Here is a 15,150-nt window from a genome sequence, read left to right on the forward strand (position 1 = left end):
TCAATCCGGTCCGGCCGCGCCATCGCCCCACGGCGCGGCCGCGTCGCCGCAAAGGTCCAGCAGGATGTCGGAAAAATATGCCTCGGCCGCCAGCGGCTGCTCGCGCTTGCGGCGGATCAGGTTGATCGGCGGCAGCTCCCAGCCGAAGTCCCACGGCACCATTCCCAGCTTGCCCCGCTGGCACAGTTCGCGCGCGATTTCCTCGGGCACCACGGACACGAAGGTCTCGTTCATGGTCAGCATTCCTTCGATCACGTCCGTGGAGTAGGCCTCCAGCACGGGAGACGGAGGGCTGAGCTCTTCGCGGATGAAATGCTCCACGATCAGCTGCCGCGTGGGGGTATTGGCCGCCGGCAGCACCCAGTCCATCGCCGCCACCGCCGCCCAGTCCGGCCGGCGCCTCGCCAGCCGCTGGGCCAGCCTGCCGTGCGCGATCAATCGCGGCCGCTGGCGGTACAGCGCGCGGTGGATGAGGTCCTCTTGCGCCGCCATCGGCGTGGCGCGGCTGATGATGCAGTCCAGCTCATGCTGGCGCAGCATCGGAACGAGGTGGTCGGTCGTGGCGCGGTGCAGGCTCAGCGTCACGCCGTGGCGCTGGTGCAGCCGGCTGATCGCCGCCGTCAGCAAGGCGCTGGATACGTACGGCACCACGCCCACGTGCAGGTGCGCCGAACGGCCCGCATGCAGGGCCTCGACCTCACGGGCCCACAGGTCCAGGTCGCTCAGCATATGGCGCGCGCGCACCAGCGCCAGGCTGCCCAGGGAAGTGGGCTGCAGGCCCCGCCCCGTGCGCATGAACAGCGGGGCTCCGAAGATGTCCTCGAGCTCCGCCAGGGCCTTCGTGACCGCCGGCTGGCTGATGCCGGTGGCGGCGGCCACGCGCGTCAGCGATCCGTGCCTGGCGATATTGAGCAGCAGCGCCAGGTGGCGATGCTTCAAGCGATTGGCAAGGCGGGCCGCATCCCAGTTCACGAACTTCTCCATAACCAGTTGGTTATTGAATTATGCCAACAAACATAAAACCAGTTATTTCACGATCCTATACTGCAGGCATCCCCCTGCCCGGTATCGCACCATGAGCGCCTCCTTCACCACCCGCCCCGAAATACGCGGCACGTTCGGCGTGGTTTCCTCCACCCACTGGCTCGCCTCGCAAGTCGCCATGAGCGTGCTGGAGCGCGGCGGCAATGCCTATGACGCGGCCGTGGCCGGCGGATTCACGCTGCAGATCGTGGAACCCCACCTGAACGGCCCCGGCGGCGAAGTGCCCATCCTGTTCTGGAGCGAACGCGAGCAGCGCATGCGCGCCCTGTGTGGCCAGGGCCCCGCGCCCGCCCTGGCCACGCCAGCCTATTTCCGCAGCCTGGGCGTGGACCTGGTGCCCGGCATCGGCTTGTTGCCCGCCACCGTGCCCGGCGCCTTCGGCGCCTGGCTGACCCTGCTGCGCGACTATGGCACCTGGGAGCTGTCCGACGTGCTGCGCCCGGCCATCGACTATGCGCGCAATGGCTTTCCGCTGGTGCCGCGCGTCTCCCAGGCCATTCTTGCCGTGCAGGCGCTGTTCCGCGACGAATGGACCAGTTCGCGCGATGTCTGGCTGCCCGGCGGCCGAGTGCCGGCCCCCGACACCCTGTTCCGCACACCCGCGATCGCAGCCACCTATACCCGCCTGCTGGACGAAGCCCATGCCGCCAGCACCGACCGCCGCGGCCGCATCGACGCCGCGCTGGACGCCTGGTACCGCGGCTTCGTCGCCGACCGGATCGACGCCTACTACAGCGGCGAGGCGGTGCGCGACACTACCGGCCAACGCAACCGCGGCCTGCTGCGCAAATCGGACCTGGCGGACTGGCGCGCCACCTACGACGATCCCCTGACCGTGGATTACGGCCGCTACACGGTGGCCAAATGCGGCGTCTGGTCGCAAGGCCCGGTCCATCTGCAACAGCTGGCCATGCTGCGCCACCTGGGCCTGGACGGGCTGGACCCGTTGTCCCCGGCCTTCGTGCATCGCGTCGCCGAAGCCGCCAAGCTGGCGTTCGCCGATCGCTGCGCCTGGTACGGCGACCCCGACTTCGTGCAGGTGCCGCTGGCGGAATTGCTGAGCGACGCCTACGCCCGCTCGCGCGCGGCCGGCATCGGCGAACTCGCCTCGCGCGTGCTGCAGCCCGGCAGCCCGGGCGGCCGCGCTCCCCTGCTGCCGGACCTGGACGCCGCGGTCCGCACCCTGGCGGCTTCCGACACCCGCTTCGGCGTCGGCGAACCGACCTTCGCGGCGCTGCCGCCGGTCTCGGAATGGGCCGCGCGCGAACTATTCGTGGGAGACACCTGCCAGATCGACGTCATCGACCGCGACGGCAACATGGTGGCCGCGACGCCATCGGGCGGCTGGCTGTCGTCCAGCCCCGTCGTGCCGGGGCTCGGCTTCCCGCTCACCACCCGCCTGCAGATGACCTGGCTGGACGACGGCGTGCCAGGGCAGCTGCAGCCCGGGAAGCGGCCGTGCACGACGCTGTCTCCAGGTCTGGCCTTGCGCGACGGCCAGCCTTACATGGCCTTCGGCACGCCCGGCGGCGACCAGCAGGACCAGTGGACGGTGGCGTTCTTCCTGCGCCACGCCATGGGGATGAACCTGCAGGAAGCCATCGACGCGCCCTCCTGGCACATCGATCACTTCCCAGGATCGTTCTGGCCCCGCGCGCAAACCCTGAACCGGCTGACGGTGGAGTCGCGCATGCCCGCGGCCACGCTGGACGCGCTGCGCGCCGCCGGCCACGAGGTCAAGGTGGGGCCCGACTGGTCGGAAGGCCGCATCAGCGCCTGCACGCGGGAACCCGCCGCCGGCGGCGGCCTGCTGCTGCGCGCCGGAGCCAATCCGCGCGGTATGCAAGGGTATGCCGTCGGCAGATAAACCTGTTTCGTTCCAGCCGGCGTACAGACCGGCATTTGCACAAGGGGTACCAACCATGACACTGCGATTCAAACGACTGCTGCGCGCATGCGCCCTGGGCCTGGCGCTGGCCGCGCCCGCCGCCTCCCACGCCGCCTGGCCCGAGAAGCCCATCACGCTGATCGTGCCCTGGGCCGCGGGAGGTTCCACGGACATCCTGGCGCGCGTGCTGTCCGAAGGACTTACCCAGTCTCTCGGCCAGTCCGTCATCGTCGAGAACCGTTCAGGCGCGTCCGGCAACATCGGCACCACCTTCGTCGCCCGCGCCAAGCCCGACGGCTATACGCTGCTCGTGGGCTCCATGAGCACGCACACGATGAACCAGGCGCTCTATTCCAACATGCCGTTCGACGGCGTGAAGGACTTCACGCCCATCGCCGAACTCGCGCTGGTCACCAACACCATGGTGGTGCACCCGTCCGTGCCCGCCGCCAACGTCAAGGAATTCATCGCCTACCTGAAGGAGCATCCGGACACCGTGACCTATGCGTCGGCGGGCCAGGGCTCGACCAACCATCTCAGCGCCGTGCTCTTCGAAAAAGCCGCCGGCGTGAAGATGACCCACATCCCCTACCGCGGCGGCGCGCCGGCGGTCATGGACACGGTGGCCGGCCGCACGCAGGTGCTGTTCAGCGCCGGCACGCAAACGCTGCCGCACGTGCAGACGGGCAAGCTCAAGCTGCTGGCCGTCACCGAAGAGGCGCGCTCGCCCCTGCTGCCCGACGTGCCCACCGTGGCGGAAACCCTGCCCGGCTATGAATTGTCGGTCTGGTATGGCGCGTTCGGCCCGGCCGGCATGCCGCCGGAACTGACCGCCCGGCTGAATCGCGAGATCAACCTTATCCTCAAGCGTCCCGAGGTCATCAAGAAAATGGCCGACATGGGCGTGCTGCTGACCGAGACCACGCCCGAGCAGTTCGACCAGATCCTGGCGCGCGACGCCGACAAATACGGCAAGCTGATCAAAGAACTGGGAATCACGGCCGAATGAATGCAGCTTCCTCCCCGGCCGCGGCGCTGGGCGCGGTGCAGGCCATCGCCCTGGCCTACGCCGCCGCCGACCCGGCCGCCGCCTTCCGCGCCATAGACGGCTACGCGCACGCCTCGCTGGCGCATGCCTTGTGCACGATCAACCGCTATGACGCCGGCGCCATGCGGGTCGTGCGGCTGTACAGCTCCAATCCCGAGGCCTACCCGCCCGGCGGCAGCAAGGACAAGGCCGGCACGGCCTGGGGCCGCCACGTCCTGCAGGAACGGCGCGTGTTCGTGGGCGAAGGCGAGGACGCGATCCGTGAATTCTTCGACGACCACGGCGCGATCCGCGAACTGGGGCTGCGGTCCGTCATCAACGTGCCGGTGGTCTATGGCGAGGCCTGCCTGGGCACCGTCAATTTCCTGATGCCGCGCGCCGAGGTTTCGGACGCCGACGTCCATGCCGCGCGCCTGGCGGGGCTGCTGGCGCTGCCGGCCTTCCAGGAACTGCTGCGGCAACAATGATGCCGCCGGGGCCCCAAGCCCCGGCGCCTTCGCGCTCAGATAAGCGCGCTGCGGATCCGCGAGGACATCATGTCGATCACCACGACGAAGGCGACGATGATGATCATGACGGCGCAGGTCTCCGCGTAGCGGAAGCTGCGGATGATCTCCCACAGCACGGTTCCGATCCCGCCTGCGCCCACGATGCCGACGACGGAGGCCGAGCGCACATTCGACTCGAAGCGGTACAGCGAGTACGAAATCCACAACGGCAGCACCTGCGGGATCACGCCGTAGACGATTTCCTCCAGCGCGTTCGCGCCGGTTGCGCGCACCCCTTCGACCGGGCGCGGGTCGATCGCCTCGACCGCTTCCGAGAACAGCTTGGCGAGCACGCCGGTCGTATGCACCCACAGCGCCAGCACGCCGGCGAAGGGCCCCAGGCCCACCGCCACGATGAACAACATGGCGAACACCATCTCGTTGATGGCGCGGCAGGCGTCCATCAGCCGGCGCATGGGCTGGTAGACCCAGGCCGGCACCATGTTCGACGAGCACAGCAAGCCCAAGGGCACCGCGACCACGATGGCAAGAAACGTGCCCCAAACGGCGATCTGCACGGTCACGACCATCTCGTCGAGGTACATGCGCCAATCGCGGAAGTTCGGCGGGAAGAAGTCCGCCGCGAACTGGGCCATGTTGCCCGAGTCGCGCAGCAGGTCCAAAGGCCGCATGTCCGCGCCCTTCCACGACATGACGAGCAACGCCAGCACGACGGCCCAGACGAGGAGGACCGGCAGCGACGAGCGCGGCGCGGAGGGAAGGCGGGAGGTCTGCATGGCTGGGTTCATAGAGACGGACGATAGGGGTGGAAGGTTGCGATTGCGCGGACGCCGGCGCGTCGGGCGACGCGCCGGCGCAAGCCGTGCCTACTGCTTGGCGGACGGCTTGCCCAGGCTGGCCAGCTTGCTGTCGAGATCGGCCAGCTGCTTCTGCTTTTCGGCCTGGCCCAGGGTGGAGTCGGCTTCAACCTTGGCCTTCTCGCGCGCCAGCTCGATCTGGCGGATGGGAACCAGTTGCTGGTTGTCCGAGGCGCGGAAGCCCTGGTAGGTCAGCGCCTTCAGGTTGGCCAGTTCGCGCTCGGCGTCCTTGCCCTTGCCGTAGTTCACGAAGAAGTCGCGGATTCGGACCTTCAGGTCGGCGGGCAGGTCGGTGCGCATGACGAGCGGATCCGCCGGGATCAGGGGCGACTTCCACAGCACGCGCACGCTGTCGTTGGCGTCCTTGCCCGTGTTCAGGCGATAGCGCTCCAGCGCCTCGGTGTTGTTGACGGCGACATCCACCTGCTTGTTGATGACCGACAGCAGATTGGTTTCGTGGTTGCTGGCGCGCACCGTCTTGAAGAAGGTCTTGGGCTCGATCTTGTTGGCGGCCCACAGGTAGTAGCCGGGAACGGCGGTGCCCGAAGTGGAGTTGGGGTCGCCGGCGCCATAGCTCAGCTTGCCGCCGCGCTTGAGCACGTCGTCCAGGGTCTTCAGGTCGCTGTCCTTGTTGACGATCAGCAGCGACCAATAGCCCGGATTGCCGTCCTTGTCGATGACGGACGCGAACACTTCGCCCTGCGCGCGGTCCACCGCCTCGATCGCGGACTTGTTGCCGAACCAGCCCAGCTGCACCTTGTTGAAGCGCATGCCCTCGATGATGCCGGCGTAGTCGGACGCGAAGAACGGCTTGACCGGCGCGCCGATGGCGCGGCTCAGGTCATCGATGACGGGCTGCCACACCGACTTCAGGTTGGTCGACGATTCCGTCGAGATGATGCCGAAGTTCAGCGTCTTGGCTTCCTGGGCGTAGGCCTGAGTGGACAGGGCCGCGGCGGCGATCAGGGTGAAAAAGGTTCTGCGTAGCATGGAAGGGCTCCGGGGAGGAAAGGGGCGGAAAATCAGGCGGCATGCGCCAGTTGGGACAGGGACGCGACGCCCGGCGCTGCTGGCGCCTGCGTCTCGTATTCGGGGAGCAGTTCGCCCAGGTCGGCGCCATACAGTTCGCGCAGCATTGGCGGGGTCAGGGCCGCCGACGGACCGTCGTAAACCACCTTGCCATGGCGCAGCGCCACCACGCGCGGGCAGTAGCGCAGCGCGACGTCGACCTGGTGCAGCGACACCACCACCGCCACCTTGCGGCTGCGGTTGATATGGGCCAGCGTGTCCATCACGCGGCGCGACGACTCCGGATCCAGCGATGCGATGGGCTCGTCGGCCAGGATGACGCGGGCGTTCTGCACCAGCGTGCGGGCGATGGCCGCGCGCTGCTGCTGCCCGCCGGACAGCGTGGAAGCCCGCTGAAATGCGTAGTCGTCTATACCAACCTGGGCAAGCGCGTCCAGGCCCTGGCGCACCTCGGCGCGCAGGAACCAGCGCGTCAGGCTGCGCCACAGCGGCACGCGCGGAAGCAGGCCGGTCAGAACGTTGGTGATGACGGGCAGGCGCCCCACCAGGTTGAACTGCTGGAAAACGAAGCCGATGCCGGCGCGCGCGCTGCGCACGTCGCGGCTCAGGCGGCCATTGCGCTGGATCAGGCGGCCATTGACGGCCACGCTGCCCACGTCGCCGGCGACGAAGCCCGCCAGATGGCGCAGCAGGGTGGACTTGCCCGAGCCCGAGGCGCCCAGCAAGGCGACCATCTCGCCGTCGGCCACTTGCAGGTCCACGCCGTCCAGCGCCTTGGCGCCCGCATGGAAGCTTTTGCTCAGCCCTTGCACTTCGATGGCGTAAGTCATAGTCGAATCCCCGAGGGTTTGATCATTGCCGCATTCTGTTTTCACGGCATGACAGCACGATGACCCGGGTGGCCGAATGATCCGGCGGAAATCAGGGACGCCGCAATGCACTGAAAGACATTCGTCATAAAGACGGGCACCCCGCCGCGCGCGCCGCGGGTATATTGAAGCTATTCCCCAACAGCCAGGCGTTCATCATGATCAAAGGTTCCTGCCTGTGCGGCCGCATTGCGTACGAGATCACCGGCCCGCTCACCAACGCCCTCAACTGCCACTGCACGATGTGCCGCAAATCGCACGGCGCTGCCTTCCGCAGCCGCGCCACGGTCCAATCCAAGGACTTCGCCTGGACTCGGGGGGAAAACCACGTCACCTGGTATTGCTCGTCCCCGGGCAGCTATCGCGGCTTCTGCGAGGCTTGCGGCACGCCGCTGCTGAGCCGTTTCGACCAGACCCCCGACGTCTACGGCCTGCCGCTGGGCGCCCTGGACGACGACCCGGGCGTGAAGCCGGCCGCCCATTGCCACGTGGCCAGCAAGGCTCCGTGGTTCGACATCACCGACGATCTGCCGCAATACCCGGACGCATACGGGGCCGTGGAAGAGCACCATTCGCAGGCCGTTACATAAAAACTCAACCGCTCGGTTGAATTTCAACGAGGGCAGGCCTATATTCAACCCCATGGTTGAATCAATGCCCTCCCCCGTCCTCGATGCCGTTTTTCGCGCGCTGGCCGATCCCACGCGGCGCGACATGCTGCGCAGCCTGGCGCAGGGCGATCAGACCATCGGCGAACTGGCCGCGCCCCACAGCATGAGCTTCGCGGGCGCCTCCAAGCATGTGCAGGCCCTGGAACGCGCCGGCCTCGTCCGGCGCTCCATCCGTGGCCGCACGCATGTATGCAGCCTCAATCCCGAACCCATGGCCGAGGCCATGCAATGGCTGCGTTTCTATGAGCAATTCTGGTCGGGCAGGCTGGGCGCGCTGGAAGCCGCGCTCGCCGCCAGCCGGTCCCCGGCCGCGTCCCCAGGAGAACAGCATGACTGATCATGGCGTCGTCCTCGACCCCACCTCCATCCGCTTCACCCGCATACTGCCCGCCAGCGTCGAGGAGGTCTGGGCCTTCCTGACCGAATCGGAGAAGCGAGGCCGCTGGCTGGCTTCCGGCGACATGGACCTGCGCGAAGGCGGCGGCGTCACGCTGCGTTTCGTGCATGCCGAGCTTTCCTCGGTGGATGAGCCCGTCCCCGACGCCTACAAGCCCTATGAAGGCGGCGTCACCACGCAAGGCGTGATCACCCGCTGCGAGCCCCCGCGCCTGCTCGCATTCACGTGGGGCGGCTCGCCCGGCCATCCTTCCGAAGTCACGTTCGAGCTCTCTCCGCAAGGCCAGGAGACCCGCCTGGTGCTGACGCACCGCAAGCTCGCCTCGCGCGATGGCATGGTGGACGTGGCCGGCGGCTGGCATGTGCACCTGGGCGTGCTGGAGGCCCGCCTGGCCGGGCGCGCGCCCGGGCCGTTCTGGTCCGTCCTGGGCCGGGTGGAAGGCGAATACCAGTCGCGGATTCCCAGGCGCTAGAGTCGTCCAGCAGCAACTATCATGGCGTGGCGGCGCATAAATACTGGCTAATCACTGCGCTTTGCAGTAACATAAGTCCGTGATTTCTCCGCGAAAACCGGGCTTCGGTCATTCTGCGTCGCCAACCTGTAACGCCTCAGGGCAATACTGTGAGGCCCCTTCAGGACGTGTCCGGCATTCCAGGACGAAGCCTGCCGCCGCAAGAGGCGTCGCCGCACCAAGCGCAGCGCCATCCGGCACTGCAATAACGCTCCAACCCGCTTCTTCCGGCGACTCGCGCATAGCGCGCCGCCGCGACCAAGCCGCGCATCGCGCGCACATTGCCCTCGCGGCGCGAGTATCCGTCATTTCAGACATCCGCTTGGGATGCCGTGGCCCATTACCCGCGCCTGCCCGGACGTTTTACGTTCAAACCGCTGGACCTGGTTATTTGAGTCCAACGCGCTTGCCGCTCCGCGGCGAGCCATGCCGCCGGCATGGCTGCGCGTATTGATAGGAGTAGAAAATGGCTAAAGAAGAACTCATCGAATTGGATGGCATCGTTGACGAAGTGCTGCCCGATAGCCGCTACCGCGTGAAGCTGGACAACGGCATCGAAGTCGGCGCCTACGCCTCCGGCCGCATCCGCAAGCACCGCATCCGCATCCTGGCCGGCGATCGCGTCACCCTGGAAATGTCGCCGTACGACCTGACCAAGGGCCGCATCAACTTCCGCCACAAGGACGAGCGCGCGCCCTCCACGCCGCGTCCCCAGCAGTACCGCCGCTGAGCCAGGGCTCCAGGGCCGGCGCCTTGCCGGCTCCCTGCCCCGCTCGCGGGCCTTAAGCCGCACGGCAATATGCCGTTATGCGTGAAGCGCCCGCACCTGGACGAATGGCGCCCCCGCCACGCGCGAGATCCCGCGGGACGCGCACGATGCAAGATGGACCTGACACAAGAGTTGCAAGCGGCCGCTGACGAGCTTGCCCTGGCGCGGAGGCGATTCGCGAAGGGCGAGGAAGGGCTGCGCCTGCTCCACCAATCGCGCGAGGCGTTCATCAACAGCCTGCGCAATACCGGCCTGACGTACGCCGAGGCCAAGACCAAATACGACAACTGCCTGGACGAACAGGAAGCCCAGCAGCTGCACGTGCGGCAGCAGATGGAGTACGCCGAACGCGTGCACCAGCACGTGCTGCAGCGGATCGCGCTGCAGGCCGCGCCCGCCTGAGGCGCGGCCGCCGGGGACTCAGGGCTTGAAGGCCCCGATAAAAATGGCGGGATCCACGCGGGCGTCGTTCAGGCTGACGTTCCAGTGCAGATGCGGGCCGGTTGCCCGCCCCGTAGCCCCCACCTTGCCCACCAGGCCGCCGCGCGGCAGTTCGTCGCCGACTTTCACGTCGATGGCCGACATGTGGCAGAACATGCTGACGAAGCCCTGGCCGTGGTCCAGGAACACCGTCTTGCCATTGAAGAAGTAATCCCCCACCAGCACGACCACTCCGGCGGCCGGCGCCTTGATCGGCGTGCCCGCGGGCACGGCGAAGTCCAGCCCCGAGTGCGGATTGCGCTCCTGGCCGTTGAAGAAGCGCCGCAATCCGAACGGGCTCGACAGCCGCCCGCCGCTCACCGGCCGGTCCAGCAGCAGGTTGCTGGGCGTGACCCCGGCTCGGTAGCCGCGGTTGGCCGCGCTTTGCTCGGCCATTTCGCGCTCGATGCGCTTCAGGTCGTCCGGATTCGGCTCGACCTGGCGCTGGTTCTTCAGCGTAATGCGCTGGGCCGCGTATTCCTTGGCGCCGACCTTGAAGGACAGCTTGCGCTGGCCTTGCGCATCGGTGACCGACACCTGCTGCTCGCCCGGCTTCACGCTCAGCGGAATGCCGACCACGGCGATCCACTGCCTGCCCTCTTCGCGCACGACCAGGACACGCCGCCCCAGGAAGGTGACTTCCGGGGCGCGCTCGGCGTCGCCGAGCCCCAGGACAGCGACGCCGCCCGGAACGGGAAAGCTGAGCTTGCGCGTGATATAGCCTTCCTGCTGCGCAAGGGCAGGCAGGCCCAGGCTGGCGGCCGCGGCAGCCAGGCCGAGCCGCAACACGTCGCGGCGGCGGAACATGGCGCTTACAGGCACAGGTTCGCCGGCTCGATAATGGTCTGGTCGCGGCGCGCGATGCGCGTCGACAGGCGCGTTTCCGTCTTGCCCTTCCAGTGGGTGGTGGTCAGCACGGCTTCCACGCCCATGCTGCCCTGCACGATAAGCTCGAAACCGTTGCGCACCTCCTTCCGCTGGAAATCCACGCCCAGGTTCTTCCAGGATTCCGCCACGCAGTTCGTGTAATCCTCGGCCGAACGCTGGCTGGAACCGTAGAAGACGGGGTCGCGGTCGCGCACGTCTTTGACGTTGGCGCAAGCCGTCAACGCGGCCAGGACGGTGAGGGACAGGACGGTACGGACCTTCATGGCGATGGAACTCTCGATCGGGTGGAAATTGAAAACGCGCGGCCAACTATAGCGCAGCGCATGAGGCTGGACCCGCGGCCGTTAGGCCCGGGGAGCGCGGCGGGCCGATTTGGGCCGGAACGCCTCGATGACCTCCGGGCGGGTTTCGGCGTAGGGCCCGCCGATCAGGTCGATGCAATAGGGAATGGCGGCGAACAGGCCCGGCACCAAAACGGCGCCGTCTTCCGTCTTCAGCCCTTCCAGCGTTTCCCGGATGGATTTCGGCTGGCCGGGCAGGTTCACGATGAGCGCGGCATGGTCCGCGGTTTCCCGGATGACGGCGACCTGCCGCGACAGAATGGCGGTGGGCACGAAGCGCAGGCTGATCTGGCGCATCTGCTCGCCGAAGCCCGGCATTTCCTTGGTGGCGACGGCAAGGGTCGCCTCGGGCGTGACGTCGCGCCGCGCGGGGCCCGTGCCGCCGGTGGTCAGCACCAGGTCGCATCCGCAACCGTCCACCAGCTCGATCAGCGCCTCGGAAATGCGGGCGGATTCGTCGGGGATCAGCCGGTCGACCCCCTGCCAGGGCGAAGCCAGCGCGCCGCCCAGCCATTCCCGCAGCGCGGGCAGCCCCTGGTCCTGGTAGGCGCCGCTGGAAGCGCGATCGGAAACGGACACCAGGCCTACGATCAGTTTATCGGGATGGCTGCGGACGATACGTGTGGAGGTCATGGTTGCGCAATCATTGAATGGGACTGTGGGGCGCCGCGAGCACGGCGTGTGGCGCGGTCAATCATGGAAATCCAGAAGAAGCCCGCAGGGACGATGCTATCGCATTCTTTCCCCGGGGAAATGGCGGCCGCCTCCGCCGTCGGCACGATCCCGCCCTGTGGCGAAAAAGCGAATCGGCCATGGCCCCGCATTTCCGCGCTTGTTCGGGCCATGGCCGCTCGCTAACATCCGCTAACAATCCCATCCACGCGCAAGGCGTCCGCGCTTTTTTGGTTCTCCCGAATGAACAAACGCACTCTCCGGCAGCACGCGCTGGCGGCGGCGCTGGCCCTGGCCGCCGCCGCGGCCGCCGGATGGGGCGCCCTGCATTCGCTGGCCCTGAAGACCGAACCTGTGCCCGTCGCCGCGCCCGGCATCTACATCCCCAACCTGGGCAACACGCTGCATGAGCAGACCCGCAACCTGTCCCGCCTGAGCCAGGCCCTGCGCACGGGAGACCGCCTGGTCATCCTGGGCTCGTCGGAGCTGACCAGCAACGACCTGCGCTTCGTGCCCTACCGCTACCTGGCCGACGAACTGCAGATGCCGGTGCTGGCCTATGGCCATTCCGGTTTCCAGTCCCTGGGCATGCAGCTCGTATTGGCGGCGCTGGCAGACGATCTCTCGCCGGCCTCCCGCGTGGTCGTCATGCTGTCGCCGGGCTGGTTCGATGGCGATGGCGGGCTGGGCCCGGACGAATTCAAGGAGCACGCCAATCCGCTGCTGCCCCGGCTGCTCAGGCAGCCCGAAGGCCGGGCCGAGGTGCTGCGCTGGCTGCAAGCCAAGGGCGACGCGGGTGTCGCCTGGTCGATGGCGGCCGAACAGGCCTACGTCTTCCGCCAGCGCCTGGTCGACCTGTGGGCGCCAGCCCACGCGGCGCCCGCCCCGGAACGGGAGCGCGAGGGACCGGCAGCCGCCGCCCGTGTAGTGGACTGGGACGCCCTGGCCAACCAGGCCCAAGGCGCGGAACAGGCGCTGATGGCGGGCAACCCCTACGCGGTGCGGGACGATTTCTTCCAGAAATACCTGCGGACCGTTCCCGAAGGCGGCAAGACGGCCTATCTGCCCCAGCCGCTGACCGGCCGCGACGAATTGCGCGAACTGACCGCCCTGATGGCGCTGCTGCGCCGGCACGGCGTGGAGGCGCTGTTCGTCATGCAGCCGCTGCATCCCCTGGTGTTCAAGGACCTGGACCGTTTCACGCCGGTGCAGCGCGAAGTCGCGGCGCTGTGCAGGCGCTACGCCATGCGCTGCATGGACATGTACGGCGCGCCCTTCGAAGTGGGCATGCTGCGCGACGTCCAGCACCTGGGCGAACTGGGCTGGCTGCGCGTCAACCAGCGGATCGCCGAAGTGTTTCGGCCATAAAGGGACGGATCCAATGAAAAAAACCTTGTGGCTTTGCCTGCTGTATCTCGGCCTGCTGGCGGTCATGCTGATCCAGGCCGACACGTCGGCCAACCTGGGCAAACCGATGGAGATCGAGTTCCAGTATTCGAAGTTCTGAGACCTGAGGGGCCCTCATTTGGTAGCCGCACGCAACCAGTGACAGGTCACAAATCTGCAATAATCAGCGTCTCGCCGGAACCTCTCCCCGCCTCCATGTTCGACCTCTTCCACGGCCTAGACCTTTGGGTAGGCCTCAGTCTTGTCTTGGCCTTGACGTTCGTCCTGGCCTTTGAATTCATCAACGGATTCCATGACACGGCCAACGCCGTGGCAACGGTCATTTACACCAAGGCCATGCCGCCGCACCTGGCGGTCGTGCTGTCCGGCATATTCAATTTCCTGGGCGTGCTGCTCGGCGGCGTCGGCGTGGCCTACGCCATCGTCCACCTCCTGCCGGTGGAACTGCTGATCAACGTGGACACGGGCCGAGGGCTGGCCATGGTGTTCGCCATGCTGGCGGCGGCCATCGCCTGGAACCTGGGCACCTGGTACTTCGGCATCCCCGCTTCCAGTTCGCACACGCTGATCGGCTCGATCCTTGGCGTGGGCCTGGCCAATGCCCTGATCACCGACCTGCCTCTGGCGGACGGCGTCAACTGGGGCAAGGCCATCGACATCGGCCTGTCCCTGGTGGTGTCGCCCGTGGCCGGCTTCCTGGTGGCGGGCGGCCTGCTCCTGGTGCTGCGGCGCTGGCTGCCGCTGTCGAAAATGCACAAGACGCCCGAACAGCGCCGCGCCCTCGACAACAAGAAGCATCCGCCGTTCTGGAACCGGCTGATCCTAGTCCTGTCCGCGATGGGCGTGAGCTTCGTCCACGGCTCCAACGACGGCCAGAAAGGCATCGGCCTGATCATGCTCGTGCTGATCGGCATCGTGCCCGCCAACTTCGTGCTCGACACCAACAGCACCACGTACCAGATCGAGCGCACCCGCGACGCCGCCAATCACCTGAACGTGTTCTACCAGCGCAACGAGGCGATGCTGGGCGACTACCTGGCGCTCAAGCGCCACGACTCGACCACCGAGCTGCCCCGCAACTTCCGCTGCGACCCCGAGCTGACCATGCCGACCATCGCGGCGCTGCAGGTCGATCTGCACGGCGTGTCCAACTACGCCGACCTGCCGGCCGAGAAGCGCATCTCGGTGCGCCGCTACCTGCTCTGCCTGGACGACACGGCCAAGAAGGTGGCCCGCGTCGAAGGGCTGCCGGCCCGCGAACGCGCGGACCTCCAGCGCCTGCGCGCCGACCTGACCGCCACCACCGAATACGCGCCCTTCTGGGTGATCGTGGCGGTCGCCCTGGCCCTGGGCGCGGGCACCATGGTCGGCTGGCGCCGCGTGGTGCTGACGGTGGGCGAAAAAATCGGCAAGCAGGGCATGACGTACGCCCAAGGCATGTCCGCCCAGGTGACCGCCATGGGCGCCATCGGGCTGGCCAACGTATTCAGCCTGCCGGTGTCTACCACCCACGTCCTGTCCTCGGGCGTGGCCGGAACGATGGTGGCCAACAAGACCGGCCTGCATGGCGGCACGGTGCGCAACATCCTGATGGCCTGGGTGCTGACCCTGCCCGCTTCGATGCTGCTGGCCGCCGGCCTGTTCTGGATCGGCGTGCAGATCGCGGGCTGACGTCCGCCCCCTGGCCGTGCGGGCGATCCGCACGGCCGGCGCAACACTCTGGCTACCGCGCCAGCCTTACACCGGAAGCGGCCTGCGTCTACCATGGCG

The 15,150-nt window shown here is 67.4% G+C and carries 18 protein-coding genes; 11 read left to right on the forward strand and 7 right to left on the reverse strand.

The window, feature by feature from the left end; genetic code table 11:
- On the reverse strand, positions 1-972 hold the full coding sequence (locus tag JL37_RS18065; protein ID WP_052097549.1) for a LysR family transcriptional regulator: 972 nt from the start codon (positions 970-972) through the stop codon (positions 1-3).
- A 103-nt stretch (positions 973-1,075) separates the two neighbouring features.
- Between JL37_RS18065 and JL37_RS18070 the strand changes: the two genes are divergently transcribed.
- Genes JL37_RS18070 through JL37_RS18080 form a run of 3 tightly spaced genes read left to right on the forward strand, consistent with a single transcriptional unit; the run spans position 1,076 to position 4,447 of the window.
- On the forward strand, positions 1,076-2,911 hold the full coding sequence (locus JL37_RS18070) for a gamma-glutamyltransferase family protein (protein WP_043545967.1): 1,836 nt from the start codon (positions 1,076-1,078) through the stop codon (positions 2,909-2,911).
- Between the two features lie 55 nt (positions 2,912-2,966).
- On the forward strand, positions 2,967-3,941 hold the full coding sequence (locus JL37_RS18075; protein ID WP_043545968.1) for a tripartite tricarboxylate transporter substrate binding protein: 975 nt from the start codon (positions 2,967-2,969) through the stop codon (positions 3,939-3,941).
- Positions 3,938-4,447, forward strand: a complete 510-nt coding sequence (locus JL37_RS18080; protein ID WP_052097343.1) for a GAF domain-containing protein — start codon at positions 3,938-3,940, stop codon at positions 4,445-4,447. The genes JL37_RS18075 and JL37_RS18080 overlap by 4 nt, the downstream gene beginning before the upstream one ends.
- Positions 4,448-4,482: 35 nt before the next feature.
- On the opposite strand, the gene phnE is transcribed toward JL37_RS18080, so the two are convergent.
- The 3 genes from phnE to phnC form a co-directional block, all read right to left on the reverse strand.
- Entirely contained in the window at positions 4,483-5,277 is a 795-nt protein-coding gene (gene phnE / locus JL37_RS18085) for a phosphonate ABC transporter, permease protein PhnE (RefSeq protein ID WP_052097345.1), read from the reverse strand.
- Between the two features lie 78 nt (positions 5,278-5,355).
- The gene (gene phnD, locus JL37_RS18090; protein WP_043545971.1) at positions 5,356-6,336 is read right to left on the reverse strand and encodes a phosphonate ABC transporter substrate-binding protein; all 981 of its coding nucleotides are present in this window, start codon (positions 6,334-6,336) and stop codon (positions 5,356-5,358) included.
- 32 nt (positions 6,337-6,368) lie between these two features.
- Positions 6,369-7,205, reverse strand: coding sequence for a phosphonate ABC transporter ATP-binding protein (gene phnC, locus JL37_RS18095; protein ID WP_043545972.1), 837 nt, complete (start codon positions 7,203-7,205; stop codon positions 6,369-6,371).
- A 197-nt stretch (positions 7,206-7,402) separates the two neighbouring features.
- On the opposite strand from phnC, the gene JL37_RS18100 reads away from it, so the two are divergent.
- The 5 genes from JL37_RS18100 to JL37_RS18120 all read left to right on the forward strand — a co-directional run bounded on the left by JL37_RS18100 (position 7,403) and on the right by JL37_RS18120 (position 9,994).
- Positions 7,403-7,834 carry a GFA family protein gene (locus JL37_RS18100; RefSeq protein WP_043546975.1) on the forward strand — a complete coding sequence of 144 codons (432 nt, stop codon included), beginning with the start codon at positions 7,403-7,405 and terminating at the stop codon, positions 7,832-7,834.
- Between the two features lie 52 nt (positions 7,835-7,886).
- On the forward strand, positions 7,887-8,252 hold the full coding sequence (locus JL37_RS18105; RefSeq protein WP_043545973.1) for a helix-turn-helix transcriptional regulator: 366 nt from the start codon (positions 7,887-7,889) through the stop codon (positions 8,250-8,252).
- Entirely contained in the window at positions 8,245-8,784 is a 540-nt protein-coding gene (locus JL37_RS18110; protein ID WP_043545974.1) for an SRPBCC family protein, read from the forward strand. Before JL37_RS18105 ends, JL37_RS18110 begins: the two co-directional genes overlap by 8 nt.
- 505 nt (positions 8,785-9,289) lie before the next feature.
- The gene (gene infA, locus JL37_RS18115; protein WP_043545975.1) at positions 9,290-9,553 is read left to right on the forward strand and encodes a translation initiation factor IF-1; all 264 of its coding nucleotides are present in this window, start codon (positions 9,290-9,292) and stop codon (positions 9,551-9,553) included.
- Between the two features lie 153 nt (positions 9,554-9,706).
- Positions 9,707-9,994 (forward strand): hypothetical protein, encoded by a 288-nt coding sequence (locus JL37_RS18120; protein WP_043545977.1) that lies wholly within the window; start codon positions 9,707-9,709, stop codon positions 9,992-9,994.
- Between the two features lie 18 nt (positions 9,995-10,012).
- Here the strand turns inward: JL37_RS18120 and JL37_RS18125 are convergent, their stop codons facing one another.
- From JL37_RS18125 to mog, 3 genes are all read right to left on the reverse strand, one after another.
- Complete coding sequence (locus JL37_RS18125; RefSeq protein WP_052097347.1) at positions 10,013-10,879, reverse strand: peptidoglycan DD-metalloendopeptidase family protein; 867 nt, start codon at positions 10,877-10,879, stop codon at positions 10,013-10,015.
- Between the two features lie 5 nt (positions 10,880-10,884).
- The gene (locus JL37_RS18130; RefSeq protein ID WP_043545978.1) at positions 10,885-11,223 is read right to left on the reverse strand and encodes a hypothetical protein; all 339 of its coding nucleotides are present in this window, start codon (positions 11,221-11,223) and stop codon (positions 10,885-10,887) included.
- An 81-nt stretch (positions 11,224-11,304) separates the two neighbouring features.
- Complete coding sequence (mog, locus tag JL37_RS18135; protein ID WP_043545979.1) at positions 11,305-11,934, reverse strand: molybdopterin adenylyltransferase; 630 nt, start codon at positions 11,932-11,934, stop codon at positions 11,305-11,307.
- Positions 11,935-12,216: 282 nt separating this feature from the next.
- Between mog and JL37_RS18140 the strand changes: the two genes are divergently transcribed.
- The 3 genes from JL37_RS18140 (at position 12,217) to JL37_RS18145 (ending at position 15,051) form a co-directional block, all read left to right on the forward strand.
- Positions 12,217-13,341 (forward strand): D-alanyl-lipoteichoic acid biosynthesis protein DltD, encoded by a 1,125-nt coding sequence (locus JL37_RS18140; protein WP_043545980.1) that lies wholly within the window; start codon positions 12,217-12,219, stop codon positions 13,339-13,341.
- 13 nt (positions 13,342-13,354) lie between these two features.
- The gene (locus JL37_RS30990; RefSeq protein WP_255352919.1) at positions 13,355-13,480 is read left to right on the forward strand and encodes a hypothetical protein; all 126 of its coding nucleotides are present in this window, start codon (positions 13,355-13,357) and stop codon (positions 13,478-13,480) included.
- 95 nt (positions 13,481-13,575) lie between these two features.
- Positions 13,576-15,051: an inorganic phosphate transporter gene (locus JL37_RS18145; protein WP_043545981.1), complete on the forward strand. Its 1,476-nt coding sequence runs from the start codon at positions 13,576-13,578 to the stop codon at positions 15,049-15,051.
- Positions 15,052-15,150 lie beyond the last annotated feature (99 nt).

This window comes from Achromobacter sp. RTa (genome assembly GCF_000757485.1).
Taxonomy (GTDB): Bacteria; Pseudomonadota; Gammaproteobacteria; order Burkholderiales; family Burkholderiaceae_B; genus Achromobacter.

Excerpts from the sequence above, each read along its gene's own strand:
- JL37_RS18070 (WP_043545967.1), top strand. The coding sequence starts at position 1,076 with ATGAGCGCCTCCTTCACCACCCGCCCCGAAATACGCGGCACGTTCGGC.
- JL37_RS18075 (WP_043545968.1), top strand. The coding sequence starts at position 2,967 with ATGACACTGCGATTCAAACGACTGCTGCGCGCATGCGCCCTGGGCCTG.
- JL37_RS18080 (WP_052097343.1), top strand. The coding sequence starts at position 3,938 with ATGAATGCAGCTTCCTCCCCGGCCGCGGCGCTGGGCGCGGTGCAGGCC.
- phnE (WP_052097345.1), bottom strand. The coding sequence starts at position 5,277 with ATGAACCCAGCCATGCAGACCTCCCGCCTTCCCTCCGCGCCGCGCTCG.
- phnD (WP_043545971.1), bottom strand. The coding sequence starts at position 6,336 with ATGCTACGCAGAACCTTTTTCACCCTGATCGCCGCCGCGGCCCTGTCC.
- phnC (WP_043545972.1), bottom strand. The coding sequence starts at position 7,205 with ATGACTTACGCCATCGAAGTGCAAGGGCTGAGCAAAAGCTTCCATGCG.
- JL37_RS18100 (WP_043546975.1), top strand. The coding sequence starts at position 7,403 with ATGATCAAAGGTTCCTGCCTGTGCGGCCGCATTGCGTACGAGATCACC.
- JL37_RS18105 (WP_043545973.1), top strand. The coding sequence starts at position 7,887 with ATGGTTGAATCAATGCCCTCCCCCGTCCTCGATGCCGTTTTTCGCGCG.
- JL37_RS18110 (WP_043545974.1), top strand. The coding sequence starts at position 8,245 with ATGACTGATCATGGCGTCGTCCTCGACCCCACCTCCATCCGCTTCACC.
- infA (WP_043545975.1), top strand. The coding sequence starts at position 9,290 with ATGGCTAAAGAAGAACTCATCGAATTGGATGGCATCGTTGACGAAGTG.
- JL37_RS18120 (WP_043545977.1), top strand. The coding sequence starts at position 9,707 with ATGGACCTGACACAAGAGTTGCAAGCGGCCGCTGACGAGCTTGCCCTG.
- JL37_RS18125 (WP_052097347.1), bottom strand. The coding sequence starts at position 10,879 with ATGTTCCGCCGCCGCGACGTGTTGCGGCTCGGCCTGGCTGCCGCGGCC.
- JL37_RS18130 (WP_043545978.1), bottom strand. The coding sequence starts at position 11,223 with ATGAAGGTCCGTACCGTCCTGTCCCTCACCGTCCTGGCCGCGTTGACG.
- mog (WP_043545979.1), bottom strand. The coding sequence starts at position 11,934 with ATGACCTCCACACGTATCGTCCGCAGCCATCCCGATAAACTGATCGTA.
- JL37_RS18140 (WP_043545980.1), top strand. The coding sequence starts at position 12,217 with ATGAACAAACGCACTCTCCGGCAGCACGCGCTGGCGGCGGCGCTGGCC.
- JL37_RS30990 (WP_255352919.1), top strand. The coding sequence starts at position 13,355 with ATGAAAAAAACCTTGTGGCTTTGCCTGCTGTATCTCGGCCTGCTGGCG.
- JL37_RS18145 (WP_043545981.1), top strand. The coding sequence starts at position 13,576 with ATGTTCGACCTCTTCCACGGCCTAGACCTTTGGGTAGGCCTCAGTCTT.